This window comes from Streptomyces sp. NPDC004629 (genome assembly GCF_042873595.1).
In the GTDB taxonomy this organism is placed as follows: domain Bacteria; phylum Actinomycetota; class Actinomycetes; order Streptomycetales; family Streptomycetaceae; genus Streptomyces.
This window is the reverse complement of the sequence record NZ_JBIALO010000030.1, coordinates 49,946-73,596: the sequence shown is the minus strand read 5'-3', so window position 1 is coordinate 73,596 and position 23,651 is coordinate 49,946. Positions and strand designations below refer to the sequence as shown.

General features: G+C 69.3%; 21 protein-coding genes and 3 pseudogenes. 17 read left to right on the top strand and 7 right to left on the bottom strand.

Features of this window, described 5'->3' with window-relative positions; genetic code table 11:
- The first annotated feature begins 35 nt into the window (after window positions 1–35).
- The gene (locus ACFYTE_RS33865) at window positions 36–1,643 is read left to right on the top strand and encodes a 2-isopropylmalate synthase (RefSeq protein ID WP_388718970.1); all 1,608 of its coding nucleotides are present in this window, start codon (window positions 36–38) and stop codon (window positions 1,641–1,643) included.
- A 206-nt stretch (window positions 1,644–1,849) separates the two neighbouring features.
- On the opposite strand, the pseudogene ACFYTE_RS33860 reads toward ACFYTE_RS33865, so the two are convergent.
- A pseudogene (locus ACFYTE_RS33860) lies at window positions 1,850–2,428 on the bottom strand (alpha/beta fold hydrolase); the annotation flags it as partial.
- Between the two features lie 35 nt (window positions 2,429–2,463).
- Complete coding sequence (locus ACFYTE_RS33855) at window positions 2,464–4,032, bottom strand: FAD-dependent oxidoreductase (protein ID WP_388718908.1); 1,569 nt, start codon at window positions 4,030–4,032, stop codon at window positions 2,464–2,466.
- A 145-nt stretch (window positions 4,033–4,177) separates the two neighbouring features.
- Here ACFYTE_RS33855 and ACFYTE_RS33850 point away from each other — a divergent pair, with 145 nt between their 5' ends.
- The 7 genes from ACFYTE_RS33850 to ACFYTE_RS33820 all read left to right on the top strand — a co-directional run bounded on the left by ACFYTE_RS33850 (window position 4,178) and on the right by ACFYTE_RS33820 (window position 10,816).
- Window positions 4,178–4,774: a TetR/AcrR family transcriptional regulator gene (locus ACFYTE_RS33850; protein ID WP_388718906.1), complete on the top strand. Its 597-nt coding sequence runs from the start codon at window positions 4,178–4,180 to the stop codon at window positions 4,772–4,774.
- Complete coding sequence (locus ACFYTE_RS33845) at window positions 4,771–5,295, top strand: hypothetical protein (protein WP_388718904.1); 525 nt, start codon at window positions 4,771–4,773, stop codon at window positions 5,293–5,295. Before ACFYTE_RS33850 ends, ACFYTE_RS33845 begins: the two co-directional genes overlap by 4 nt.
- 104 nt (window positions 5,296–5,399) lie before the next feature.
- Entirely contained in the window at window positions 5,400–5,642 is a 243-nt protein-coding gene (locus ACFYTE_RS33840) for a hypothetical protein (protein WP_388718903.1), read from the top strand.
- Between the two features lie 569 nt (window positions 5,643–6,211).
- The gene (locus ACFYTE_RS33835; protein ID WP_388718968.1) at window positions 6,212–7,627 is read left to right on the top strand and encodes an APC family permease; all 1,416 of its coding nucleotides are present in this window, start codon (window positions 6,212–6,214) and stop codon (window positions 7,625–7,627) included.
- A gap of 28 nt (window positions 7,628–7,655) precedes the next feature.
- Complete coding sequence (locus ACFYTE_RS33830; RefSeq protein ID WP_388718902.1) at window positions 7,656–8,870, top strand: arginine deiminase; 1,215 nt, start codon at window positions 7,656–7,658, stop codon at window positions 8,868–8,870.
- Between the two features lie 17 nt (window positions 8,871–8,887).
- Window positions 8,888–9,889 (top strand): ornithine carbamoyltransferase, encoded by a 1,002-nt coding sequence (gene argF, locus ACFYTE_RS33825; RefSeq protein WP_388718900.1) that lies wholly within the window; start codon window positions 8,888–8,890, stop codon window positions 9,887–9,889.
- 3 nt (window positions 9,890–9,892) lie between these two features.
- Window positions 9,893–10,816 (top strand): carbamate kinase, encoded by a 924-nt coding sequence (locus ACFYTE_RS33820; RefSeq protein ID WP_388718898.1) that lies wholly within the window; start codon window positions 9,893–9,895, stop codon window positions 10,814–10,816.
- A gap of 48 nt (window positions 10,817–10,864) precedes the next feature.
- Here the strand turns inward: ACFYTE_RS33820 and ACFYTE_RS33815 are convergent.
- The 3 genes and pseudogenes from ACFYTE_RS33815 to ACFYTE_RS33805 form a co-directional block, all read right to left on the bottom strand.
- A pseudogene (locus ACFYTE_RS33815) lies at window positions 10,865–11,161 on the bottom strand (sodium-independent anion transporter); the annotation flags it as partial.
- Window positions 11,162–11,213: 52 nt separating this feature from the next.
- A complete protein-coding gene (locus tag ACFYTE_RS33810) occupies window positions 11,214–11,603 on the bottom strand; it encodes a putative quinol monooxygenase (protein ID WP_388718896.1) in 390 nt (129 codons plus the stop codon).
- A gap of 98 nt (window positions 11,604–11,701) precedes the next feature.
- Window positions 11,702–12,361, bottom strand: coding sequence for an NADPH-dependent FMN reductase (locus tag ACFYTE_RS33805; RefSeq protein WP_388718895.1), 660 nt, complete (start codon window positions 12,359–12,361; stop codon window positions 11,702–11,704).
- A gap of 132 nt (window positions 12,362–12,493) precedes the next feature.
- Here ACFYTE_RS33805 and ACFYTE_RS33800 point away from each other — a divergent pair, with 132 nt between their 5' ends.
- Window positions 12,494–13,204 carry a TetR/AcrR family transcriptional regulator gene (locus ACFYTE_RS33800; protein ID WP_388718893.1) on the top strand — a complete coding sequence of 237 codons (711 nt, stop codon included), beginning with the start codon at window positions 12,494–12,496 and terminating at the stop codon, window positions 13,202–13,204.
- A gap of 57 nt (window positions 13,205–13,261) precedes the next feature.
- Window positions 13,262–14,782, top strand: coding sequence for an FAD-dependent oxidoreductase (locus ACFYTE_RS33795; RefSeq protein ID WP_388718892.1), 1,521 nt, complete (start codon window positions 13,262–13,264; stop codon window positions 14,780–14,782).
- Between the two features lie 83 nt (window positions 14,783–14,865).
- On the opposite strand, the gene ACFYTE_RS33790 is transcribed toward ACFYTE_RS33795, so the two are convergent.
- Window positions 14,866–15,462, bottom strand: coding sequence for a TetR/AcrR family transcriptional regulator (locus ACFYTE_RS33790; protein WP_388718890.1), 597 nt, complete (start codon window positions 15,460–15,462; stop codon window positions 14,866–14,868).
- Between the two features lie 192 nt (window positions 15,463–15,654).
- On the opposite strand from ACFYTE_RS33790, the gene ACFYTE_RS33785 reads away from it, so the two are divergent.
- From ACFYTE_RS33785 to ACFYTE_RS33755, 7 genes and pseudogenes are all read left to right on the top strand, one after another.
- Window positions 15,655–16,416, top strand: coding sequence for a DUF998 domain-containing protein (locus ACFYTE_RS33785; protein ID WP_388718888.1), 762 nt, complete (start codon window positions 15,655–15,657; stop codon window positions 16,414–16,416).
- Between the two features lie 413 nt (window positions 16,417–16,829).
- Window positions 16,830–16,976: a hypothetical protein gene (locus ACFYTE_RS33780; protein WP_388718886.1), complete on the top strand. Its 147-nt coding sequence runs from the start codon at window positions 16,830–16,832 to the stop codon at window positions 16,974–16,976.
- A gap of 232 nt (window positions 16,977–17,208) precedes the next feature.
- Complete coding sequence (locus tag ACFYTE_RS33775; RefSeq protein WP_388718885.1) at window positions 17,209–18,114, top strand: universal stress protein; 906 nt, start codon at window positions 17,209–17,211, stop codon at window positions 18,112–18,114.
- A 28-nt stretch (window positions 18,115–18,142) separates the two neighbouring features.
- Entirely contained in the window at window positions 18,143–19,165 is a 1,023-nt protein-coding gene (gene adhP / locus ACFYTE_RS33770) for an alcohol dehydrogenase AdhP (RefSeq protein ID WP_388718883.1), read from the top strand.
- A gap of 5 nt (window positions 19,166–19,170) precedes the next feature.
- Window positions 19,171–19,356: pseudogene (locus ACFYTE_RS33765) on the top strand (universal stress protein); the annotation flags it as partial.
- Between the two features lie 148 nt (window positions 19,357–19,504).
- Window positions 19,505–20,053: a DUF4262 domain-containing protein gene (locus ACFYTE_RS33760; RefSeq protein ID WP_388718881.1), complete on the top strand. Its 549-nt coding sequence runs from the start codon at window positions 19,505–19,507 to the stop codon at window positions 20,051–20,053.
- 153 nt (window positions 20,054–20,206) lie between these two features.
- Window positions 20,207–21,718, top strand: coding sequence for a carotenoid oxygenase family protein (locus ACFYTE_RS33755; RefSeq protein ID WP_388718966.1), 1,512 nt, complete (start codon window positions 20,207–20,209; stop codon window positions 21,716–21,718).
- Between the two features lie 282 nt (window positions 21,719–22,000).
- Here ACFYTE_RS33755 and ACFYTE_RS33750 read toward each other — a convergent pair whose 3' ends face one another.
- Window positions 22,001–23,647, bottom strand: coding sequence for an amidohydrolase (locus ACFYTE_RS33750; protein WP_388718879.1), 1,647 nt, complete (start codon window positions 23,645–23,647; stop codon window positions 22,001–22,003).
- Window positions 23,648–23,651 lie beyond the last annotated feature (4 nt).

Genomic DNA, 23,651 nt, shown 5'->3' with positions numbered 1-23,651 from the left:
AGGACAACGGGATCGCGGGCCGGCGCCCCGGAGTCATGCCGTCCCACCGCTACGCACGGCCGCGGCCCGTGGACCTGCCCGACCGCACCTGGCCCGGCAGAATCCTCACCGCGGCGCCCCGCTGGCTCGCCACGGACCTGCGGGACGGCAACCAGGCGCTGATCGAACCGATGAGCCCCGACCGCAAGGTGCGACTGTTCGAGACGCTGATCGCCATGGGCTACCGCGAGATCGAGGTCGGTTTCCCCGCCGCGAGCCGCGCCGACCACACGTTCGTACGACGGCTGATCACCGAGGATCGCATCCCCGACGACGTCCGCATCTCCGTTCTCACCCCGGCCCGCGAGGAACTGATCGAACAGACCGTGCGCTGCCTGGCCGGCGCCCCCGCCGCCACCGTCCACCTCTACAACGCCACGTCTCCCCTCTTCCGCCGGGTGGTGTTCGGTGTCACCCGTGAAGAGTGCACGAGCCTCGCCGTGCGCGGCACCGAGCACGTCCTGAAATACGCGGAACAGCACCTCACCAACTGCGTTCTCGGCTTCGAGTACTCGCCCGAGTTGTTCAGCGAGACCGAGGACGACTTCGCGCTGGAGGTCTGCGAAGCGGTCATGGATGTCTGGCAGCCGGGCCCCGACCGCGAGATCGTCCTCAACCTGCCCGCGACCGTCGAGCGCAGCACACCCAACGTCTACGCCGACCAGGTGGAGCGCATGCACCGCGGGCTGTCCCGCCGAGCACACGTCGCCCTGTCCGTCCACCCGCACAACGACCGCGGCACCGCTGTGGCCGCCGCCGAACTGGCCGTCCTCGCCGGTGCCGACCGCATCGAGGGCTGTCTGTTCGGCAACGGCGAGCGCACCGGCAACGTCTGTCTGGTCACCCTCGGCCTCAACCTGCACGCCCAGGGCATCGACCCCGGCATCGACTTCTCCGACATCGACGCGGTCCGCCGCACCGTCGAGGAGTGCACCGGGCTGCCCGTCCACCCCCGCCACCCCTACGCCGGCGATCTCGTCCACACCTCTTTCTCCGGCTCCCACCAGGACGCGATCAAGAAGGGCTTCGCGGCGCTGGAGCAGCGGGCCGCCCGCGACGGCGTGCCGTTGGAGCACGCCCGGTGGGAGGTTCCCTATCTGCCGATCGACCCGGCTGACGTCGGCCGCTCGTACGAGGCCGTCATCCGGCTCAACAGCCAGTCCGGCAAAGGCGGCGTCGCCTATCTGATGCTGCACGAGCACGGCTTCGACCTGCCCCGCCGCCTCCAGATCGAGTTCGCCCGCACCGTACAGGAGCACATGGACGCGGACGGCGGCGAGATCGGCGCGGAGCAATTGGGAGCGCTGTTTTGGACCGAGTACCTGGACGCGGCGGACGAGGCGGAACACCGGCCCCGGGCCGACGTCCGGATCCTCTCCCACATGGAGCACCCCCGGCCCGCACCGGACGGCACCTCCCAAGTCGTCGTCTACGCCGAGTGCTCGGGGCCGGCTGCGGCTCGGACGGTGTGGGGCGTGGGTTGCGCGGCCGACACGGCGCAGGCACTGGAGCGGGCCCGGTCCAGCGCCGCCGCGAGGGCCCGCCGCGCGACAGCAGGTGCATCCCCGCAGACGGGGCAGGAGTCAGGCACCGTGATCCGCTGACCCCAATCCCACCGACCCGAGGAACTCCTCAAGGGCGGCTGTGACCTCCGCCGGCCGTTCCAGCGGCGGCAGCTGACCGGTGTCGGGCAGCTCGATGTGCCGGGCCCCCGGGATCTCCCGTGCGAGCAGTGCGGAGACTTCCAGGATCTCCGGCACGTCACACCGTCCGCTGACACCAGGGTCGGGACCGTCACCTCGGCGAGCCGTTCCCGAGCCGCGGGCCGCGCCGTCAGCTCCGTGACGCGCGGCCCGCTCCAGATCCGCTGCCGGGCCAGCCGGTCCATCTCCACGGCGCGCCGCCACACCTCTGGGCACAGCGCCGTACGGTCCCGTCCCTCTCCCGCCACCAGGAACTCCACGTCCGCCGCCGCGACGCCGTCCAGATCAGCGGGATCGATCCACTCTGCGGCCCCCTCCTCATAGCGCCGCAGCCGCTCCGCCGGGACCGCGTCGAGCAGACGCCGTCGGCCCCGCTCCACCATCGTCTTCGGCCACCGGAGTCCCGAGAGGCCCGAAGCGATGAGCACCAGCGCACGGAACCGGTCGGGCGCCGTCAGTACGGCGTCCAACGCGATCCGGCCGCCGTCGGACGCCCCGACGACCGCGGCCCGCTCCACGCCCCACCCGTCCAGCAGGGCCAGCAGATCGAGGTGGTGGCCGAACTCCCCGACCGCGTCCGCAAAGCCGCCGCGGCCCCGCCAGTCGTGGCGGATCACCCGGTACCGCGCCGACAGGGCCGTGAACTGCGCGTCCCACATACGCCGGTCCGCACACCCCGCGTGCACCAACACGACGGCCTCACCGCTACCCGCCTCGTGGGTTACAACTGCGTGCCGTCGGGACGGAATGCGGCCAGGTGGTTGATGATGTCCGCTTCGTTCGTGCCGGGAACGCGCGCGGCAAGATATCCGTCAGGGCGGATCAGAAAAAGCTCGTCGGGGATTGCGTGGTAATGGCGTTGGAATGCGCCCGCGCTGTCGTGGATCGTTTCCTCGGCCGGCGATGCTGTGATGTGGTGCACGTGCAGGTGTGCGGGCTTCGCGCCGTCGAGTTCGAGCGGCTGCCGGTGCTCGAATGCCACCAGTGTCCACTGCGGTCCCCGGAGCAGGTCGAACATGGTCCCGGTGAATCCGGGACCGTCCAGGCCGGCGGCATCCGGTGCACGGTCTCCGGGGAAGACCGTCGCGTCGGCGTCCTGGGGGGAGCGCAGCGTGAGAGGGCTGTCCGGGTACCCGATGGGAAGACCTGTCGTGATGTCGTCGGCGATGCTGCCGAGCGCGGACGAGAGTCCCGCGTCGCTGGAACCGGTGATGGTCTTCATGGTGGCCTGCATCTTCCTGGTGCTGTCTTCGAGGACGGCGCGAGCCACCGGGATCCGCTCCAAACCGTACGTGTCGAGAAGGGTGGATTTGGCGCCGCGGAGTACGGCTGCGAGCTTCCAGCCGAGGTTGTACGCATCTTGGATGCCGGTGGCCATCCCCTGCCCGCCGGCGGGCGAATGCACATGGGCGGCGTCGCCGGCGAGGAAGATCCGGCCCTGACGGTAGTGCTCGACCATGCGGACGTTGACCCGATACACCGACAGCCAGGTCGCGCTGGTGAGGGTCACGGTGCCCTTGCCGGCTCGCTCGTCGAGCATCGCCTGATAGAACTCCAGCGAGGGTTCGTCCGGCTCGTCTTCCGGGCGGATCGGGCTCTGGAACTGCCACAGATCCGACCCGGGCAGAGGCGTCAGACCGATCATCCCGCGCTCGGAGGTCCAGATGTGCATGTGGTCCCGGTCGATGCTCGTAGTCGTGACATCGCCGAGGTACCAGCGCTGCTTCTCGTAGGTCTTACCCATCAGCGGCAGACCGGCGATCTTGCGCATACCGCTCTTGCCGCCGTCCGCAGCGACGACGTAGCGAGCGCGCAGGGACCGTTCTCCACCCGGCGTCGAGACCGTGACGGTCACCCCGTCCGAGTCCTGTTCGGCGCCGATGGCACGGACGCCGTACTCGACCGCACCGCCGAGGAGTTCCAGTCGGCGGCGAAGCGCTGCTTCGACATCGAACTGGCCGATCCAGACCGGGTTCGGATAGGGCGTGGAAAAGCTCTCGCTGGCCTGGACGGGCAGTGTGGGCTTGTCGACGACGACGCCGGACGGCTCGTGAAACCGTGTCGGCAGATCGATCAGCCCACGTGCGGTGATGAACGGTGCCGCCCCGAGGTCGTCGAGTACCTCAAGGGCGCGCGGCTGGATCGCCTTCGCCTTCGACGCACGGTTCGCTTCGTGCGACTGCTCGATGATCCTGCAGGTGACACCCCTCCGGGCGAGATCGACTGCCAGAGTGAGGCCCGTCGGTCCGGCGCCGATGATGAGGACGTCAGCAGGGGTTTCGCTGCTCATCGGAGTACTCCTTACGTTGTCGGGTCTAGCTACACTACACTGTATAGTGTGATTAGCGAGTGAGAGGACTGAGGGCACGATGACGAACGTTGATCAGCAGCAGCCCGCCCGCCGCGGGCGTTCACCGAGGAAGCGGGCGGCGATCTTGGGCGCCGCTGAGGCCCTGTTCATCGCCGAGGGGTACGAGAACGCGAGTGTGGACGCGATCGCGGCACGGGCCGAGGTGTCGAAGCGCACGGTCTACGACCACTTCGGCGGCAAGGAGCGCTTGCTCTCCGCTGTCATGGCCGATGTGACGTCGAGTCTTCTTGAGGCGGTACGTCGTGCTACCCGCGAGGAACTCCCCGACGGGTGTGACCCCGGCCCGTCCTTGCTGGCGTTCACACGGCGCGTCGCGACCGTGACATTCGGGTCGTCGGAGTATGTCCAGTTCCGGAAGCTCCTCGCAGCGGCAGGGCCTCTCCGGGGGAGCGTGATGCAGGAGCTGGACGATCCCGCCGAACTGCTCATGGAGCGCATCACAGCCTTTGGTGACACCGGTGCCCTGCACGTGCCGAACCCGCGCCGTGCGACCGAACATTTCGTCGCACTCACATTCCTCGTCGCCCTGGAAGCCCTCGACAGGCAGCAGGATCCCGACGTCATCGACGAACTCCTCGTCGATGGCGTCGAGGCGTTTCTGCGCGCCTACGGCCCCCGTTCAGAGGCAGGACGGCCGCGTACCGGAGCGTCGTCCCGATGACCGACCGGCCGGCGAACGGAATCCCCGACGGCGCGGTGGCGCAACTGCGCGCGGCAGCACTCAAAGAGCGCGTGTACATCGCGTTCACCAGCCTTGCAGTCGTCATCGCCCTGCGTGCGCACGGCGATGCGGTGTCCACAGCAGCGGCCTGCGTCACCTTGCTCGTCACGGTCGGCGGCGCAGTCCTGGCCGTGTTCCTCGCAGACCTGCTCGCCCATGTGACCGTCCACGCCGACTTGCCGAGCCGACGCCGGCTACGGCACATGGTGACCGGGAGTTTCGGCGCCCTTGTGGTCGCCGTTCCGCCGCTCATCTGCCTCGCACTCGCGGCGATAGGCGTGTGGACCACGGCGACCGCGCTGATCTGCGCGATGCTTGTGCACCTCGTCGGTCTGGCCGCCATCGGCTACATGGCAGTACGTCGCCTGCACCTCCCCGTTCGGCAGAAGCTGCTCGTCCTCACCGCCGAAGCACTGCTGGGCCTCGCCGTCATCGCACTAGGGCTTTGGGCCCATGCTTAGTGGTCGGCTCCGGAAGTCCTTCGGGGGTTGACCCGGAGCCGGGGCGATGTGTACCGCGTCGTCGGTGTTGAGCGGCGCGCATATCGTCATCACCGGCCGCAACGGTGACCGCCTTCACCGCCCGTCAAAGTGATCTGGAACTGGCCTACGAGACCCTGCGCGCAGCGGACGATCCCGGACAGGCCCTGATCACCTACGCCGCCGAGCCGGACAGCGCATCGCACGACGCCCTGCGGATGCTGCTGACCTGGGCCACCGAGACCCGCTCCCCGATACGACGCCACGTCGGCTGTCCATCTGCTGCCCGTCGCGGATGCCGGCGTGTGGCGCCGGCCCCGACCGGGTGAGGGAGCATCAGGTCCCCAGCAGGGCACCATCCGGCCCCGAGGCGGATCGCAGGGACGACGGCCGCCGCCCCCGTGTCGGCGCGGGCGGCGGCCGTGGCGCGAGGTTCGTGCCTCCCCAACACGAGACTCGCGCGGAAGTCCTCGCGGCTCCTGGGGTGTGCGGGAGCACCGCCCCGTTTCGAACGAGCCGTAAGGACATGGCGCCGTCGGCCGGTCGGCACCGTGTCGCGAGCCCGGCCGTAGCTCCTGTGCTCGATTGTCGAGCCGGGCACGGTGCTGACGATGGGGCTGGGCGGGCCATGCGATGGACCGAACGGCCCATGTCCTGTGGTCAGGAGCACCGGGAAGCGGGCGGGTTGGGCTGTCCAGGCCCATGGCAGCGGGACCATCAGGGCCGCGCGTGGGCCGTGTGGCCGCTGACTGCGTGCGGCTGAGGAGCAGAAGGATCAGTCGTGGATCGACTCACCCACTTCGGTCTGTAAGGAGCCTCAGCCATGCCCAGAACCACAGGAGGCGGAAAGGGGACAGCGCCCACGACGGCACTCGGCCTTCCCGCCGCCTCCGCGCTCGTGATCGGCAGCATCATCGGCACCGGAGTCTTCGCGCTGCCCTCAGCCCTCGCCCCGTACGGACCGATCTCCCTCGTCGCGTTCATCGCCGTGACCCTGGGCGCGCTCGCGCTGGCGATGACCTTCGGGTCGCTGGCGAAGCGGGTTCCGGCCAGTGGTGGCCCGTACGTCTACGCCCGGGAGGCGTTCGGGGAGTTCGCCGGGTTCCTCAACGCGTGGTCGTACTGGATCACGGCCTGGGCCGGCAACGCGGCCATCGTCGTGGCCTGGGTCGGCTACGTCGAGGTGTTCGTCAACACCGGGCACAGGAAGTGGATTTCGGTGCTTCTCGCGCTGGTCGGGCTCTGGATCCCTGCCGCGATCAACCTCACCGGCGTCCGCAATATGGGCGTGTTCCAGGTGATCACGACTGTGTTGAAGTTCGTCCCGCTGGTCTTCATGGCCTCCGTCGGGCTGCTGTTCATCGACGCCCACAACTTCGGCCCGTTCAACGCCAGTGGCCAGTCGGCGCTGGGCGCGATCTCCGCCGCAGGCGCCATCGCACTGTTCAGCTACCTGGGTCTGGAGGCGGCCTCGGTGGTGGCCGGCCGGGTCCGTGAGCCCGGGCGCAACGTCCCCCGCGCCACCGTCTACGGCACGCTCGTCTGCGCCGTCATCTACATCCTGGGCACCCTCGCCGTCTTCGGCACCGTCGCGCACGGCAAGCTGGGCGGATCCACCGCACCGTTCACCGACGCAGCGAACAGCATCTTCGGCGGCAGCTGGGCCGGCGACATCGTCGCCGTCGCCGCGATCATCTCCGGCATCGGCGCCCTCAACGGCTGGACCATGCTGTGCGCCGAGATGCCGTACGCGGCCGCCCGCGACGGGCTCTTCCCGCGTGCCTTCGCCCGGCTGCGCGGCGAGAACGACGTGCCGGCCTTCGGTATCGTCGCCTCCACCGTGCTGGCCTCGCTGATCACGGTGTTCAGCTACACGCGCTTCGACGACGTCTTCACCAAGATCGTGCTGCTCAGCGTGCTGACCGCGGTGATCCCCTACCTCTTCTCCGCCACCGCCCAGCTGTACTGGCTGCTGGTGCGCGGCCGGGAGAACCTCAGCCCCCGCAGGCTCGCCCGTGACGTCACCGTCGCCGGACTCGCCCTCGCCTTCTCCTACTGGTCGATCCAGGGCAGCGGCTACCAGACCGTCTACTACGGCCTGTTCGTCCTGCTCCTCGGCGTCCCCGTCTACGTCTGGCTGAAGCGGGGTCAGGACACCTTCGGCGAGGCCACGGCTCCGAGGAGCGGGACGCCCGTGGACCCGTCGGAACGGCCACCCGAGACGCCCCCGCCGGCCAAGCGGCTCTCCCGAGGGCTCCGTACCAGCCGCGTCGACGGACCCCGGAAGCGGAACGACCTCCGCCACCACGACTGACCGCCCCGAACACAGAGGAACCTCCGCGATGAACACCTTCCACATCGACTCCGAGGCCGGCCCGCTGCGCCAGGTGATCCTGCACCGCCCCGGCCTAGAACTCTCCCGCCTCACCCCGCGCAACGTCGACGCCCTGCTCTTCGACGACATCCTGTGGGCCAAGCGCGCCCGCGAAGAGCACGACGCCTTCGCCCAGGTCCTGCGCGACCACGGCGCCCGCGTCCACTACTTCGCCGACCTGCTGGCGCAGACCCTCGACGTCGCCGAGGCCCGCGACTGGCTCCTGGACCAGGTCGTCACCCCCGGCACCGTGGGCTTGGCCCTCATCGACCCGGTGCGCGAACTGTGCGCCGAACTCGACGGGGAGACCCTCGCCGGCTATCTGATCGGCGGCCTCCTCAAGAGCGACCTGCGGCTCGCCTCCCCGCACAGCCTGGTGTGGAACGCGCTCGGCGCCGACGACTTCGCCCTCGCCCCGCTGCCCAACCACCTCTTCCCCCGCGACAACTCCTGCTGGATCTACGACCAGGTGTCGGTCAACCCGATGGCCAAGCCGGCCCGACGGCGTGAGAGCCTGCACGCGCAAGCCATCTACCGGTTCCACCCGATGTTCGCCGGCGTCGCGCCCGCCCCCCTCCTCGACGGACCTGTCGGAACCCTCGAAGGCGGGGACGTCCATGTCCTCGGCAACGGCGCCGTCATGGTCGGCATGGGGGAGCGCACCACCGCCCAGGCCGTGGAAAACCTGGCCGCCCGACTCTTCGCGTCGGGCACGGCGCGCCGACTGATCGCCGTCCAACTGCCCGCGGCCCGCGCGTACATGCACCTGGACACCGTGCTGACCATGGTCGACCGCGACGCGTTCGTCATCTACCCCGGCCTCGCCGACTCCCTGCGCTCGTGGACGCTGCGGCCCAGCCCCGAGCGCGAGACCGGGTTCGACGTCACCACGAACTCCGCTCTCGCGACCGCGCTCGCCGAAGCCCTCGACCTGGACAAGGTCCGCATGCTGTCCGCACCCCAGGACATCCGCAACGCAGAACGCGAACAGTGGGACGACGGCAGCAACTTCCTGGCCCTCGCACCCGGCGTCGTCGTCGGCTACGAGCGCAACGTCACCACCAACACCTACCTGCGCAAGCAGGGCATCGAGATCGTCACCATCGCCGGCGCCGAACTCGGCCGCGGCCGTGGCGGCCCCCGCTGCATGAGCTGCCCCATCGAACGCAACCCGATCATCTGAGCCACTAGGACACCACCATGGCCATCGACCTGCGAGGCCGCTCCTACCTGAGCGAACTCGACTTCACCGCCCCTGAGATCCACCACCTCCTCGATCTCGCCCACGACCTCAAGGCAGCCAAGCGGACCGGCACCGAACAGCCACGGCTGACCGGCAAGCACATCGCCCTGATCTTCGAGAAGACCTCCACCCGCACCCGCTGCGCCTTCGAGGTCGCTGCCGCCGACCAGGGCGCCCGCACCACCTACCTCGGCCCCGACGACACCCACATCGGCCACAAGGAGTCCATCGCCGACACCGCCCGCGTCCTCGGCCGCATGTTCGACGGCATCGAATACCGGGGCTCCGCCCAGTCGATCGTCACCGAACTCGCCGCCCACGCCGGCGTCCCCGTCTACAACGGACTGACCGACACCGCCCACCCCACCCAGAGCCTGTGCGACATGCACACCATGCGTGAGCACAGCGCCAAGCCCCTCACGGACGTCAGCTACTGCTACCTCGGCGACGCCCGCAACAACATGGGCAACTCCCTGCTCTCGATGGGCGCGCTGCTCGGCATGGACGTGCGCATTGCCGCACCCAAGGCTCTGTGGCCGGAATCCGCGCTGGTCGCCGCATGCCGTGAAGTGGCCGGCCGAAGCGGTGCACGCATCACCCTCACCGAGGATGTCGAGACCGCCGTCCGCGGCGCCGACTTCCTGCACACGGACGTCTGGGTCTCCATGGGCGAACCGGCCGACACCTGGCGCGAGCGGATCGAACTGCTGCTGCCGTACCAGGTCAACGACAAGACGCTCGCCCTCACCGGCAACCCGGACGTGAAGTTCATGCACTGCCTGCCGTCCCTTCACGACCAGCGCACCCGGCTCGGTGAGGAGCTGTTCGAGGCCTATGGCCTCAACGGCCTCGAAGTCACCGACGAGGTCTTCTCCTCGCCTGCCTCGATCGTCTTCGACCAGGCGGAGAACCGGCTGCACACCATCAAGGCCGTGCTCGTCGCCACCCTGGAGGACTGAACCATGCGCATCGTCGTCGCCCTCGGCGGCAACGCCCTGCTGCACCGGGGCGAACCCCCTGACGCGGCTGTCCAGCAGGCCAACATCGACCGGGTCGCCACCGCCCTCGCCGCCCTGGCACAGGAAAACGAGCTGGTCGTCACGCACGGCAACGGCCCGCAGATCGGCCTGCTCGCCATGGAGAGCGCGGCCGACCCCGCGCTCAGCGCCCCCTACCCGCTGGACCTGCTCGGTGCCCAGACCGAGGGCATGATCGGCTCCTTGCTTGCCCGTACGCTCCACAACGCCCTCCCCGGTCGTCGTATCGCCGCGCTCATCACCCACACCCTCGTCCGGGCCGATGATCCGGCCTTCGAGCGGCCCACGAAGTTCGTCGGCCAGGTGTACTCCGCGCCGATGGCCAAGGCACTGGCGCGCAAGCTGGGCTGGAACATCGCCCGGGACACCACCGGCTGGCGCCGCGTCGTCGCCTCCCCGGCGCCCGAACGGATCCTGGAGACGGACACCATCCACGAATTGCTCACGGACGGCGCGCTGGTCGTGTGCGCCGGCGGCGGGGGCGTTCCCGTCACCGCCGACTCCGACACAGGCGCCCTCAGCGGCGTGGAGGCGGTCGTGGACAAGGACCTCACCGCAGCCCTGCTCGCCGAGGACCTGAAGGCGGACTTCCTTCTCATCCTCACCGACGTCCCCTGCGTCTACGACCGCTACGGCACTCCGGATCAGCGGCCGGTTCTCGACGCCACCCCCGCCGACCTGCGTGGCCGCGGGTTCCCGGACGGCTCGATGGGACCGAAGACGGAGGCCGCGGCACGGTTTGTGGAGCGCACCGGCGGTCTGGCGGCGATCGGTGCCCTGGATGCGGCCTACGAAATCGCCCACGGCAGGTCGGGCACGCTGATCCGGCCGGACCTCACTGCCAGCTGATGGCATTGGAGCGGCGTCCGGCTTCGGAACGCCCGCCGGTCCTGGCGCCTACTGCTCGGCGCACCAGGCGCGGTACGCCGCCACCGCGGTCGGCAGCGTCGGAAAGACTCGGAAAGACGCTGTCCTTCCCGACGGAGTCCGCCAGGCCGTACGCCCTCAGATCGCTCAGCAATTCCTGCTTGACCCGGGCCAGGGCGAACACGATGCCGTGGCCGGTGAGTTCCCGACGCAGCTCGTCGACCGCGCCGAGGCCGTGATATCGACCTCGACATTGGCCTCACTGTCCGGGACGAACCAGCGCACCGGGCCGCTCTGTTCGTCGACGGTGGCCGGGGCCCGGCGCTGAGCGGTTGCCCTGCTCCGGCGCGCCGGGCGCCTGCGCAGCTGAGATCGTGGGTCAGGCTGCGGGTGCCGCTGGCAGGAGCTCGTGAATGAATGCGACGGAGAGGACCCCGAAGTTCTCCTCCCTGGCGGCCATGTACTCGGCCATGTAGTCGCTCTCGCCGTGGACGTCGGTGGCCTCCATGCTCGTCCAGTGCTCCAGCAGCGTGAATGCCCGCGGGTCGTCGCGGTAGCGCAGGACGCGGAACTCTAGGCAGTCCGGGTTGGCACGGGTGGGCGCGACGATCTTCTCCAGGGCTCGCTCCGCCGCGTCCGTCCTGCCGGGGCGGGCCTGCAACTCAATCTGGACGAACAGCGGGCCCGGGGGCGGGGTGGGCATCGCTTCAGCGGGTGCCTGCTCAGCGGAGTCGGCCGGCCCGGAGGCTTGGGAGTGGTCGTCGGACACAGGAGTCGCCTTCCTCTCGGCGGTGGGGTCTCGGCCGCCGTTCGTACGGCCGGGGCAGGTCGTACGGCGACGACCAGTGGGACGCAAGTGGCCCGGGGTCAGGCCGTGGGGACACCGGCGGTCTCGGCCTTGAGTATCAGGTCACGCAGGCGGTTGCGGCCGGGCACGAGTTCACCGGCGGCGCGGGCGCGCTCCAGGGCCGTTGACCACCAGGCGAGGTCGTCCAGGAGCACCTGGAGGGCCGCGTCGGTGGCCGGGTTGGTAGGCCGGCCGCTGTCGGCGAAGGCGTCGTTGGCGAACGGCATCACAACGGTGTTGCGCAGCGGCACCGCCTCGGTCTCCACCATGATCTGGGCGAGGTGTTCCAGCGCCCGTATCCCGCCGCCGATCCCGGCACTGTAGCCGACGGCCGCGACCGGCTTGTTACGGAAGCCATTGGACAGCCAGACCGTGTCGATAGCGTTCTTCAGAGCGCCCGGGATGCTGTGGTTGTACTCCCCGGTCACCACCAGATAGGCGTCCGAGTCCTGGATGGCACGGTTCCATGCCTTGACGATCGGCTGGGAGTAGGCGGGGTCGTTGATGTCCCCCACCGTGCCGAAGTGCTCAGCGAAGAACGGCAGCGGCCAGTCCCGCAGGTCCAGCACCTCCACTTCGAACGCCCCGTACGCGGCGGCCGCGGCTTCGACCCAGGTCACCACCCGGTCCGCGTTGCGGGTTGGGCGGGTCGTCCCCACGATGATCTTCAACTTGGACATGTGTACCTCCGAATAGGCCATGGGGTGTCCTGACGCCGCCCCGTCTGGTGCAGCGCGCCAAGACACACGCTACGGCCAATTGGTATGGCGCTCCAAATTGGCACACTGCACCAAATCTGTCACCATGGATGTATGACAACGCGAGCAGGCCGCTCTCAGCGGCGTAACCAGGTGCTCTCCCGGGAGAAGATCATCGAGGCTGCCATCGATCTGCTCGATGAGGGCGGAGAGGGCGCGCTGACGGTCCGGGCACTGAGCGAGCGTCTGTCCACCGGGTCCGGTGCGATCTCGTATCACGTGGGCAAGCGGGACGATCTGCTGGACGCGGCGACCGAGACAGTCGTCACTGCCGCTCTGGCGACGAAGGCCGCCCAGGCGGGAGCAGCGCCGGCGGATGAGATCCGCGTCGTTGCGCTGGCCTTGTTCGACGCGATCGCGGAGCGCCAGTGGCTGGCTACGCGGCTGACGCTCCAGATCGTCCGTAACCCGGTGGGCCCGGTGACCGTGGGGATCTTCGAGCGGATCGGCCGACAGGTGGCTGCCTTGGGTGTGCCGCAAGCCCGCTGGTTCGACGCGGCCTCGACACTCGTGCACTACATCCTCGGGGCGGTCAGCCAGAACGCCCGCATCGAGGGGGACACCTCCGGGATCGACTTCTCCGACTTCGCCGAGACGGACCGGGAGGCGTTCTTCGACGCGGCCATGGCGGCGTGGCAGGAACTCGACCCCGAGGACTACTCGTTCATGCACGCCATCGTCGGCCAGATAAGAGAGCACGACGACCGCGAGCAGTTCCTCACCGGCATCGCCGTCATCATCGACGGCCTCACTCGCCTGCACTGACCCGCCTCACCTGAGCCGGGGCAGCCCCCACGTATTGGTTTCAGAAGGGCAACTCCCATGCACGACGTAATAATCGCGGGCGCCGGCCCGGTCGGCCTGTTCCTGGCGAACGAGCTGGCCTTGACCGGCTGTTCCGTGCTCGTACTTGAGCGCGAACAGGACTCCAACCCGCCGTCGAAGGCGCTTCCGCTCGGACTGCGCGGCCTGAACGCCGGATCCGTCGAGACGTTCTACCGCCGCGGGCTGCTGGAAACGATGGCGAAGGCATCCGGCGTCAACCCTGAGAAGGTCGGCGCGGACCCCGAAGCGATCGAGGCGCCAGACCCTCGCGAGCTGAGCCATTTCGCGGGCATGACGCTCGATCCGGCCGACATCGACACAGCCGCCCTCCCGTCCCGGCTGCCCAGCCCGGCGATGGAAGGCTTCATGACGAGCCTGGAGGCCGTCGCTGGGGTGCTGGCCGAGCGGGCTTCCGCACTCGGTGTGGAGATCATCCGGGGCGTTCCCGTGACAGCCGTGAGCCAGGACGACGAGGGCATTGTCGCCACAGCGGGCGGGCAGGAGTACCGGGCGCGCTGGCTGGTCGGCTGCGACGGCGGACGCAGCGCGGTTCGCCAGCTCGCCGGCTTCGACTTCGTCGGCACCGAGCCGTTGTTCACCGGCTACGTCGCTCAGGTCACCTTTGCTGACCCCGGCCAGCTGCCCCTCGGGTTCAATCTGACACCGAACGGCATGTACCTGCGCACTCCCCTTCCGGGGCACCTGGGCATGATGGACTTCGACGGCGGCACCTTCGACCGCTCCAAGCCGCTGACCCGCGATCACCTTCAGACGGTGCTGCGCCGTATCTCCGGCACCGACGTGACGCTGGACGAGGTGCACCTCGCTTCCAGCTTCACCGACCGCGCGATGCAGGCGACGACCTACCGCAAGGGTCGCGTGCTGCTCGCCGGTGACGCCGCGCACATCCACTCGCCGCTGGGCGGGCAGGGGCTCAACCTCGGCATCGGCGATGCCATGAATCTCGGCTGGAAGCTCGCTGCGACCGTGCACGGACACGCGCCCGAGGGCCTGCTCGACAGCTACACCACAGAGCGCCATCCCGTCGGCGCCGCGGTACTCGACTGGTCGCGAGCGCAGGTCGCGACCATGAAGCCGGGCCCCAACGCCCCCGCGCTGCGCCAGCTGGTACGCGACCTGATGAGCACCTCCGACGGGACGACCCAGGTGTACCGCAGGACTTCGGGGCTGTTCAATCGCCACGACGTTGGCAACACATCCCTGCTTGCCGGCAGCAGCGCCCCGGACTTCCGCTTCGACGACGGCACCCGGCTCGGTGACCTGATGCATCAAGGTGAGGGCGTCGCGCTCGACTTCACTGCCGACGGCGCGCTGCAGGGTGCGGCCCAGGGATGGGCAGGCCGGATCCGATACGCATCCGGTCCGGTGCGCAATGGCCTCGGGCTGGCGGCGGTCCTGGTCCGGCCCGACGGGGTCGTGGCCTGGGCGAGCGACACCCCCGACCGCGTCGCGTTCGAGCAGGCCGCCGCCCAGTGGTTTGCCATCCCCGAGAACTGAGCCACCGCTCGGTCCGGCCAGTGCCGCGCGGTACGTCATCGCCGAGGCGGCGACGTGCCTCACGGCTCTTTAGAGGTTGCGCTCTATTGATCCCGCTTGGCTTCGCCGTAGGGCGCCCACCCCTGGTTGAGGAGGCGGAATCCTGCGTCGATGGCTGCCGCCGGGACAGGCTCGCGGACCGCCACCAGCTGAATCTGCAGGGCAAACCGGACGTAGAAGCGGATCTCTTCGCTCGGTTCTTGCAGCCCGAAATCTTCGGTGATCGCCGAGACCAAGGCATCCTCGTGGCGCAACCACATCTTCTCCGCGTAGTCGATCAGAGCCGGAGTGTCCTCCATGAGGGCAAGGATCCGGCTCTGCGGCTCAGATGTGAGCGCGGCGATCTCGGCCAGATAGTGGGCCTTCAGCGCGTCAGAGATCGAGGTTCCCGCCGGGCGGCCACTCACCGCAGCGATCAGGCGTTCATGCCGCTCACCTTCGTCACTGAAGACGAGCGCCTCCTTGTGCGGGAAGTGCGTGAACACCGTCTTGGGCGACACATCGGCCGCGTCCGCGATCTCGCGCACGGTCACCGCGTCGAAGCCGCGCGCCAGGAATAGCTCCGTCGCCGCCTCCAAGATCGTCGCCCGCGTTGCCGCCTTCTTGCGCTCACGTCGCCCCGCCGTCGCCGCATCAACCATGCTCCGCACTCTACCTCCGAGCACTCACCACATTGACTGAATAAGTAGTCTCGATATAGTAAGTGAGTGAGTGTAGTGAGCGTGTTCGTGGATGCGACGAACTCGGCCCAGCGCTCAGCACGCGGTCGTCCCCGAACTCCGATTTCTTCAGCGGCCCAGACGCCGACCCGGCCATCAGAAAGGGACACAACCATGTCCGAAACCATCGACTCGCGACCCAAGAAGCCCGAGGTGCCCGCCTCCGGCGCGCGCCAGCCGGCGCAGCGGCGAGTGGCGGGGGCGCTGCTCATCGCCGGGCCGGCGATCTTCCTGCTCGGGGAGTTCATCTCCGCCGCAGCGTGGACCGACCCCGCCTACAGCTACACGCATCACTTCATCAGCAACCTCGGCGTCCATGGGCCCTCGACCCTGTTCGGGCAGTACATGTACTCGCCGCTGGCCTGGGCGATGAACACCGGATTCTTCCTCTTCGGAATCACGATCCTGGCCGGAGTGGCCACGCTGCGCGATCCGTCGGGAAGGCGCCGCTGGGCAACGCTCATCCCCGCAAGCCTGCTGGCGGTCGGCGGCGTCCTGCTCGCGCTGTATCCCGGATCGGGCGAGGCCCTCAACAATGGCACCGGCGAATACCACAGCATGGGAGCCTTCGCCGGCTTCATCGGCGGGAACGTGCTCGCCATCGTTCTCGGACGCCGGCGGCAGCGCATCGGCATCTCCGCGCGCATGGGGCGAACGCTGATCACGGTCGGCGTGATCGGCCTGATCTCGATGGTGCTCTACCTCGGGATGATCGTCGCCGCAGGCGACAACCCCATCGGCATCATCGGCCTCATCGAACGCGGCGCCGTCCACCCGTTCCTGATCGGCCTCCTCTGCGCCGGCGCATCGCTCTGGACGCGGAAGCCCACAGACGAGCCCCTTGCTCCCACCGCTATCGCAGGCAAGACCGCCTGACACCGCGCTGTTCGAGCACCACCGACCTCAAACACCAACCGTGACACCCGACAACCGAAGGGCAACCACCATGAACAGCGCCATCAACACCCCTGCCGGCCAGGAAGGTTCCACCCCGAACGCGGCCGCCTGGGTTCGCACCTGGGGCGCCCCCCCCGCAGGCCCCTAGCAACTCCGTGAGCTTCATCGAGCCCTTCGAGAACACGACGCTGCGGCAAATTGTCCGCATCAGCGGCGGCGGACACCGCATCCGCATCAGCAATGAGTAAGGAACCGCGCCGCTGACTATCGGCACCGCCCGGGTCGCCATCGACCTGTCCACCGCCCTGGCGAACTACGATCGCGTCCTGCGCCCCTTCGTCGACGAGATCCAGGCCGAGGTCAACCCCAAGATCCTGCGCGTGGGCATGCCTATGAGCAAGCACGCCATCAGCGCCTTCCAGAGCGCCACCGCACTGGCCTGCTTCTTCCACATTCCCGACCTGGTCGCGCGGTTCTCCAAGGAGGACCGCGGAGGCGACTGGAAGCTGCCGGCCCACGCGGACGCACCGGCCACGTGATCCGTCACGGCGCTGCTCGAAGGCCCAACAGCCATGGTGAGACAGATTTAAGACATGCAGGTCACGAGGCCAAGGAAGGTCACGGAAGCTGCGATCCCACACCCGTCCCGCCGACTCGTGCGCGGGGCCCATGGTCCCCGCTGAAGGACCAGTGGCCCCTGCCCTGAAGGACCCCCGGACACGACGCTGGAATCGGGTCCCCTTCGAGGCCCCGATTCAGGAGGTGGAGAACATGCCCCGCACCATCACCGTGGGTCTCGACGGCTCGCCCGAGAGCCGCGCCGCCGCGGAATGGGCGGCCCGCGAGGCGAAACTGCGCGGACTGCCGGTGAAGCTCGTCCAGGTCTGGGAGCCCGTCCCGGAGCCCATGGCCCAGGCCCCGCTCCTCGGTGCCGAGACGCACCAGCACTGGACCGAGAGGATCCCCCGCGAGTCCGCCGACGGGCTGCGGCTGCGTCACCCCGGAGTCGAAGTGACCACCGAGCAGCTCACCGGACGACCCGCCGAAGCCCTGGCCCGCGCGGCCAAGGACGCCGAGCTGCTCGTCCTCGGCGCACGCGGCTTGGGCGGGATCGGCGGCTTCCTGGTGGGCTCGGTCGGCCTCGCGGTCGTGGCGCACACCGAGCGTCCCGTCGTCCTGGTCCGCGCCGGTGAGCAGGCCGCGGACGAGCACCAGATGGACCCAGCAGGCATCCCGTCCGCGGCCACCGCGTTTCGTCCCGTCGTCCTCGGTCTCGACGTCGCCGGCCCCGACGAGGCGCTGATCGAGTTCGCTTTCGAGGCCGCCGCGCGACGCTCGGTGCCGCTGCGGGTCGTGCACGCCTGGAACCCGCCGCCCTACTACGCCTATGGCATGGCTCTGGAGCCCGCGGTCGAGCGGGAGTTGGCGAAGGGCGACGCCGTAGCCCTGAGCGAGGTGCTGCGCCCCTGGCGGCAGAAGTACCCCGACGTCGAGGTCATCGAGCAGTCGCACTACGGCAGCCCCTCGCTCCTCCTGATCGACGCATCCCACGAAGCCTCCCTGGTCGTCGTCGGCCGCCGCATCCGCCGCTCCGCCATGGGTGCCCACATCGGCACCGTCACCCACGCCGTCCTGCACCACTCCACCGCCCCCGTCGCCGTCGTCGCCCACGACTGACGCGCCCCTCCGAAGGAGAGAACAGATCATGAAGGCAGCGGTCGTACGAGCCTTCGGCGAGCCCCTGGTCATCGAGGAGCGCCCCGACCCCGAGCCCGGCCCCGGCCAGGTCCGCGTCCGCGTCGAGGCCTCCGGGCTGTGCCACACCGACATCCACGCCGCGCATGGCGACTGGCCCGTCAAGCCCACCCCGCCGTTCGTCCCCGGTCACGAGGGCGTAGGTCTCGTCGAGAAGCTCGGCGACGGCGTCACCCACCTGTCCGTCGGCCAGCGGGTCGCCGTGCCCTGGCTCGGCAAGGCCTGCGGGCGCTGCGAGCACTGCCTGTCCGGCTGGGAGACGCTCTGCGAGCAGCAGATCAACACCGGGTACGGCTGCGACGGCGGATACGCCGAGAAGATGCTGGCCTGGGCCGACTTCGCCCAGCCCGTGCCCGAGGGCGTCCCCTCGTTCGCCGCCGCCCCGCTGACCTGCGCCGGCGTGACCACCTACAAGGCCCTCAAGGTCGCCGATGTCCGGCCCACCCAGCTCGTCGCGATCTCCGGTGTCGGCGGCCTCGGACACCTCGCCCTGCAGTACGCCAAGATCGCCGGAGCCACCGTCGCGGCCATCGACGTCACCGACGACAAGCTCGAACTCGCCCGCGAGCTCGGTGCCGACCTCGTGATCGACGCCCGCAAGCAGGACGTCGGCAAGGAGCTGAAGAAGCACGGTGGCGCCCACGCGGCGATCGCGCTCGCGGTGAACCCTGCCGCGTTCGAGGCCGTCAACTCCGGCCTGCGGCGGGGCGGAAAGCTCGTCATGGTGGCGCTGCCCGCGCACGGCACGATCCAGGTCCCGATCTTCGACACCGTGCTCAACGGCACCTCGGTGATCGGCTCCATCGTCGGCACTCGGCAGGACCTCGCCGAGGTATTCCAGCTCCACGCCGCCGGCCGGACCAAGGTCATCTACGAGACCCGTCCGCTCGCCTCCGTGAATGAGTCCATCGATGTCGTGCTGCGCGGCGAGATCAAGGCCCGGATCGTCTTCGACTTGAGCGCGGGAAGGTGAGCACGATGGAACTGCCCCTGGTCGTCGGCGTCGACGGTTCGGAGCCGAGCCTGCGCGCCGTCGACTGGGCGGCCGACGAGGCCGCCCTGCGTGGGCTGCCGCCGCGGCCGGTGCACCCCTCGCTGTGGGAACGGTACGAGGGCACTTCGCGCGCGGAGGCCCTGGGCAAGCCGTCGGACCAGGTGCTGGCCGTCGCGGCCAGCACAAAGACCGGTCCCGTTTGTGTCTGGCGCAGGCCTTGGGGGAGCGGTCGCGGAGCGTCACCCCGGTGTTCGGATGCGAGGTGTGGCCACGCGCCCCGGTCGTTCGGCCCGCGCGCTGTCCCCGTAGCCTGCGGACATGACTGGTGATCCATTCGAGTGCCGTTGTGTCCTTTGCCACGACTACGGTGATCGTGACGAAGCAGACCGGATGGGCTTGACGATCATCGACAATGTGCGGCGACACGGCTGGCACGTTGTCATGGTTCCCGAGGACGAGGTCGGCCCGGGCTTCGCCTACACGATCGGTCTGTCGCACACTCACGGTGTTCCTGAGCTGGCCATGTTCGGGCTCGATGTGCACGCCATGCACCGCATGCTCAACACATTCGGAGATATGGCCGCTTCCGGCGTCGTCCTGGGCACCGGCCAAGTCCATCAAGGCGTTGTCGATGGCCACCACGTCGTACTCAAAGACATCGACCTGCGCTGGTACCGGATCTTCTTCGGGCGGGCCATCGGGTTCTACCGGCGGCCTCCCTTCCCTGTCCTGCAAGTTGCGTGGCCCGACGCGCAAGGCCGCTTTCACTGGGAAGAGCAGGCGAATCGGCGACACCGGGAGTCACAGCCTCAACTATGGCTGCCACCGAACCAGCATCCCGCCGGGGTCTGGACCACCGAACTCTGATGCCGGACCAGTGCAGCCTGTGGGTGGTGCCAGCGTCACCCCCGATTCGGGGCCTGGGCCGACTGCTTCACGGGCGAGCGAGGAGGAGGGTTGCTCCCGTCACCAGGTCCGGCCGACGGAGCCGGGCATCGATAAGGGAGCGGGGGAAGTATGATGGCCCGTCACACGCGGCGGAGACTTCTCAAGGGGGCCGTGGTTGCGGCAGCGGGCAGTGTGGTCGGGAGCGGTCTCGGGCCTGGCTTCTTCACGGCTGCGGCGCAGGGGAATGGTGCAGCAGGGAGGAGCGGCGTGACTGGGGCGACCCCGTTCATGGAAGGGGCGTTCGCGCCGGTCACCGAGGAGTTGACCGTCTTTGGTCTCAAGGTGACCGGCCGTATTCCGCGTGACCTGGACGGCCGTTACCTGCGTAACGGTCCGAACGCGCTGGGCATTGAGGATGTCCGTGCCCATCACTGGATGCTCGGCGACGGAATGGTGCACGGGGTACGGCTGCGCGGCGGGCGCGCGGAGTGGTATCGCAACCGTTGGGTGCGGTCCTCGCAGGTGACGGCGAAGCTGGGGGAGACGTACCCGGGTCAGGCCCCGCCGGACGACTTCGCGTGCAACACGCATGTGATCCCGTACAAGGGCCGCATCCTGGCGATGCAGGAAGGTGGGCCGCTGCCGTACGAGTTGGACGGCGAGCTGAACACCGTGCGCCCGTACGACTTCCGCTCCACTCTCCGGGGCGCTTTCACCGCGCACACCAAGTACGACGCGGCGGCCGACGAACTGCACGCGATCACGTACTACCCCACCTGGGATCATGTGCGGCACATCATGATCGACCGAACCGGCCGGTTGGCGCGGACCACACGGATTCCCGTCGCGGACGCGCCGATGATGCACGACTTCGCGCTCACCGAGAAGTACGTGGTGATCGTGGACGTGCCGATCACCTTCGACGGTTCCGCTGCGGAGGCGGGCGCGATCGTGCCGTATGTGTGGAACGACGAACATCCCATGCGCATCGGGCTGTTGCCGCGCACCGGTGGCGCCACGCGCTGGTTCGAGATCGACCCGGTGTACTACTCGCACACCCTCAACGCCTACGACCAAGGTGACACGGTCGTGGTGGAGTACACCGGGTTCCCCGCGCCGTTCTACGCCGCCGGCCGCGGTATGGGCGGGCCCTCCGCGACCGGTGCCCCGACGCTCGACCGCTGGACGATCGATCTGCGCGCGGCCCGGGTCCGCAGCAGCCGGCTGGACGACCGTCCGCAGGAGTTCCCCCGCATCAATGAATCCCTGGTCTCACGCCGGCATCGCTACGCCTACACCGCGAGCGCGGCCGAGATGTGGCGCGCGTACGAGACCGTCGACGGCGTGCCGCCGGACGAGAAGTTCACCAACTACCTGGTGAAGCACGACATGCTGCGCGGCAGCAGGCAGATCCACCGTTTCCCCGGGGGCGCGGCGGTCAGCGAGCCGGTGTTCGTGCCACGGTGCGGGGCGCGGGACGAGGACGACGGTTACGTTCTGTCGTATGTGAACGACCCCGACCGCGTCGCGACCGACCTGGTGATCCTCTCGGCCCAGGACATCGGCGGCCACCCGCTGGCCCTGATTCACCTGCCCGGCCGGGTACCGCTGGGATTCCACGGCAGCTGGATCGCGGACGCCTAGTGTGATGCGCACGTCGAGCCCGGCGGGAACCGCCTTGTCTGTCGTGACCATATGCCGACTGGCTGCTCGACTCCGGGGACGCCGCCCAGGACGGCGAGTGGGCCGCATACCGCTGGGGCAGGTGCCGGGGGCTGAGCGAGCGGCACGCGTCCTTCGCTGAACTCGTCGAGGCGGAACGCCAATCCTGCGAGGAAAGCCGCTCGGCCGGGAAGGACGTCCGCGGGTGGGGTTCCGTGGGGCGTGCTTCCCGGCCGCGGCCGGCACTCGCGTGGGAGGGGTGCGTCAGCCAAGGGCGCCGGCATCGTGGACGACGTCGCCGCCGATCACCGTGGCCCCGACGGTCAGGGTGTCGATCCGTTGCGGGTCGACGGTCAGCAGGTCGTCCGAGAGGACGACGAAGTCGGCCAGCATGCCGCGGGCGAGGCGGCCCTTGCGGTTTTCGGCGTGTTCGGCATAGGCGGAGCCCACTGTGTAGGCGTACAGGGCCTGCTCGGGGGTGACCGCTTCGGCGGGGGCCAGGGGGGCTCCGCCGGCGGTACGGCGGTTGACCATGTCGTGGATGCCGAGCAGCGGGCTGCCGTGCGCGACCGGGGCGTCGCTGCTGCCGGGGAGCACGGCTCCTGCGTCCAGCAGGCTGCGCATGCGATAGCAGAGGCCGGCGCGTTCCGGGCCGAGCGCGGCGATCATGCCGTCGCCGATCTCGGAGACGAAGCGTCCTTGAGGCACGGGGATGACGCCGTTGTCCACCAGGCGGCGGACCTGCTTGTCGGAGGCGACGGCGAAATGCTCGATGCGGTGGCGCGTGTCCCGGCGCGGGTGGGCGGCCTGCGCGGCTTCGAAGGCGTCCAGGACGACGTCGATGGCGGCGTCCCCGATGGCGTGGGCGGCGACCTGCCATCCGCACCGGTGTGCCTCGGCGATCGTGCGGTGCAGCCAGTCCTCATCGAACTGCAGGAAGCCGACGTTGTCGGGTTCGTCGTGGTAGCCGCAGCACATGTGCGCCGAGCGGCCGATGAGGGAGCCGTCCGTGGCGATCTTGGTGGCGCCGATTTTCAGCCGGTCGTCGCCGAATCCGCTGCGCAGCCCCAGATCGAGGCCGAACCAGGCGGCGCCGTCACCGACGGAGCCCATGTCGTGCAGGACGGTCATGTAGGGCATGACCGTGGTGCGGATGCTCAGTACGCCCTGCTCCACGGCACGGTGGAAGGCGTGCAGGTCGGCCGGGCCGTGCCCGACGTGTTCGGCGGCGGCGATCCCCGGCTCGGTGAGGCTGGTGATGCCCTCCGTCACCCCCTGGTCGTTGCCGGCCGCGATGGCGGCGACGATCGAGTCCACGGGGGAGGGTCTGAAGGCCCGGGTCACCAGGTGCTGGGCGGTCTCCTGGAGCAGCCCGACCGCCCTGCCGTCCGTATCGCGTTCGACGTGGCCGCCGCCGAGGTCCGGGACGCCGAGCCGGTCGGTGAAACCGGCGCGGGCGAAGGCCGCGGTGTTGGCCACGCCCATGTGGCAGGAGACGTGCTCCAGCCACACGGGGCGCCCCTGGGCCGCCTCGTCCAGGGCCTCGGCCGTTGGATGGGCGCCGATCTTGTTCTGGTCGTAGCCCGCGCCGAAGAGCCACTCGTCGGGGCCGAGACGGGCCGCCCGCTCCCGCACCGCCGCGTAGAGGGCGTCGAGGGTCGGGACGGTCCCGGCGCGCAGGTCGAGCTGGAGGAGTCGGCGGCCACGCATGCTCAGATGGTGGTGGGCGTCGTTGAAGCCGGGGACCACGGGGGCGCCCTGAAGGTCGTGGACGCGGGCGGCGGTACATCCGGCGACCTCGTCGTCGAAGCCGACGATGCGGCCCCCGAAGACCCCAACGGTGTGGGCGGCGGGGCGGTCCGCGTCGAGCGTGGTGAAGCGGCCGTTGGTGAACAGTGAGTCCAGGTGCATGACT

Excerpts from the sequence above, each read along its gene's own strand:
- ACFYTE_RS33865 (WP_388718970.1), top strand. The coding sequence starts at position 36 with ATGCCGTCCCACCGCTACGCACGGCCGCGGCCCGTGGACCTGCCCGAC.
- ACFYTE_RS33855 (WP_388718908.1), bottom strand. The coding sequence starts at position 4,032 with ATGAGCAGCGAAACCCCTGCTGACGTCCTCATCATCGGCGCCGGACCG.
- ACFYTE_RS33845 (WP_388718904.1), top strand. The coding sequence starts at position 4,771 with ATGACCGACCGGCCGGCGAACGGAATCCCCGACGGCGCGGTGGCGCAA.
- ACFYTE_RS33830 (WP_388718902.1), top strand. The coding sequence starts at position 7,656 with ATGAACACCTTCCACATCGACTCCGAGGCCGGCCCGCTGCGCCAGGTG.
- argF (WP_388718900.1), top strand. The coding sequence starts at position 8,888 with ATGGCCATCGACCTGCGAGGCCGCTCCTACCTGAGCGAACTCGACTTC.
- ACFYTE_RS33820 (WP_388718898.1), top strand. The coding sequence starts at position 9,893 with ATGCGCATCGTCGTCGCCCTCGGCGGCAACGCCCTGCTGCACCGGGGC.
- ACFYTE_RS33805 (WP_388718895.1), bottom strand. The coding sequence starts at position 12,361 with ATGTCCAAGTTGAAGATCATCGTGGGGACGACCCGCCCAACCCGCAAC.
- ACFYTE_RS33800 (WP_388718893.1), top strand. The coding sequence starts at position 12,494 with ATGACAACGCGAGCAGGCCGCTCTCAGCGGCGTAACCAGGTGCTCTCC.
- ACFYTE_RS33795 (WP_388718892.1), top strand. The coding sequence starts at position 13,262 with ATGCACGACGTAATAATCGCGGGCGCCGGCCCGGTCGGCCTGTTCCTG.
- ACFYTE_RS33790 (WP_388718890.1), bottom strand. The coding sequence starts at position 15,462 with ATGGTTGATGCGGCGACGGCGGGGCGACGTGAGCGCAAGAAGGCGGCA.
- ACFYTE_RS33785 (WP_388718888.1), top strand. The coding sequence starts at position 15,655 with ATGTCCGAAACCATCGACTCGCGACCCAAGAAGCCCGAGGTGCCCGCC.
- ACFYTE_RS33780 (WP_388718886.1), top strand. The coding sequence starts at position 16,830 with ATGAGCAAGCACGCCATCAGCGCCTTCCAGAGCGCCACCGCACTGGCC.
- ACFYTE_RS33775 (WP_388718885.1), top strand. The coding sequence starts at position 17,209 with ATGCCCCGCACCATCACCGTGGGTCTCGACGGCTCGCCCGAGAGCCGC.
- adhP (WP_388718883.1), top strand. The coding sequence starts at position 18,143 with ATGAAGGCAGCGGTCGTACGAGCCTTCGGCGAGCCCCTGGTCATCGAG.
- ACFYTE_RS33760 (WP_388718881.1), top strand. The coding sequence starts at position 19,505 with ATGACTGGTGATCCATTCGAGTGCCGTTGTGTCCTTTGCCACGACTAC.
- ACFYTE_RS33755 (WP_388718966.1), top strand. The coding sequence starts at position 20,207 with ATGGCCCGTCACACGCGGCGGAGACTTCTCAAGGGGGCCGTGGTTGCG.
- ACFYTE_RS33750 (WP_388718879.1), bottom strand. The coding sequence starts at position 23,647 with ATGCACCTGGACTCACTGTTCACCAACGGCCGCTTCACCACGCTCGAC.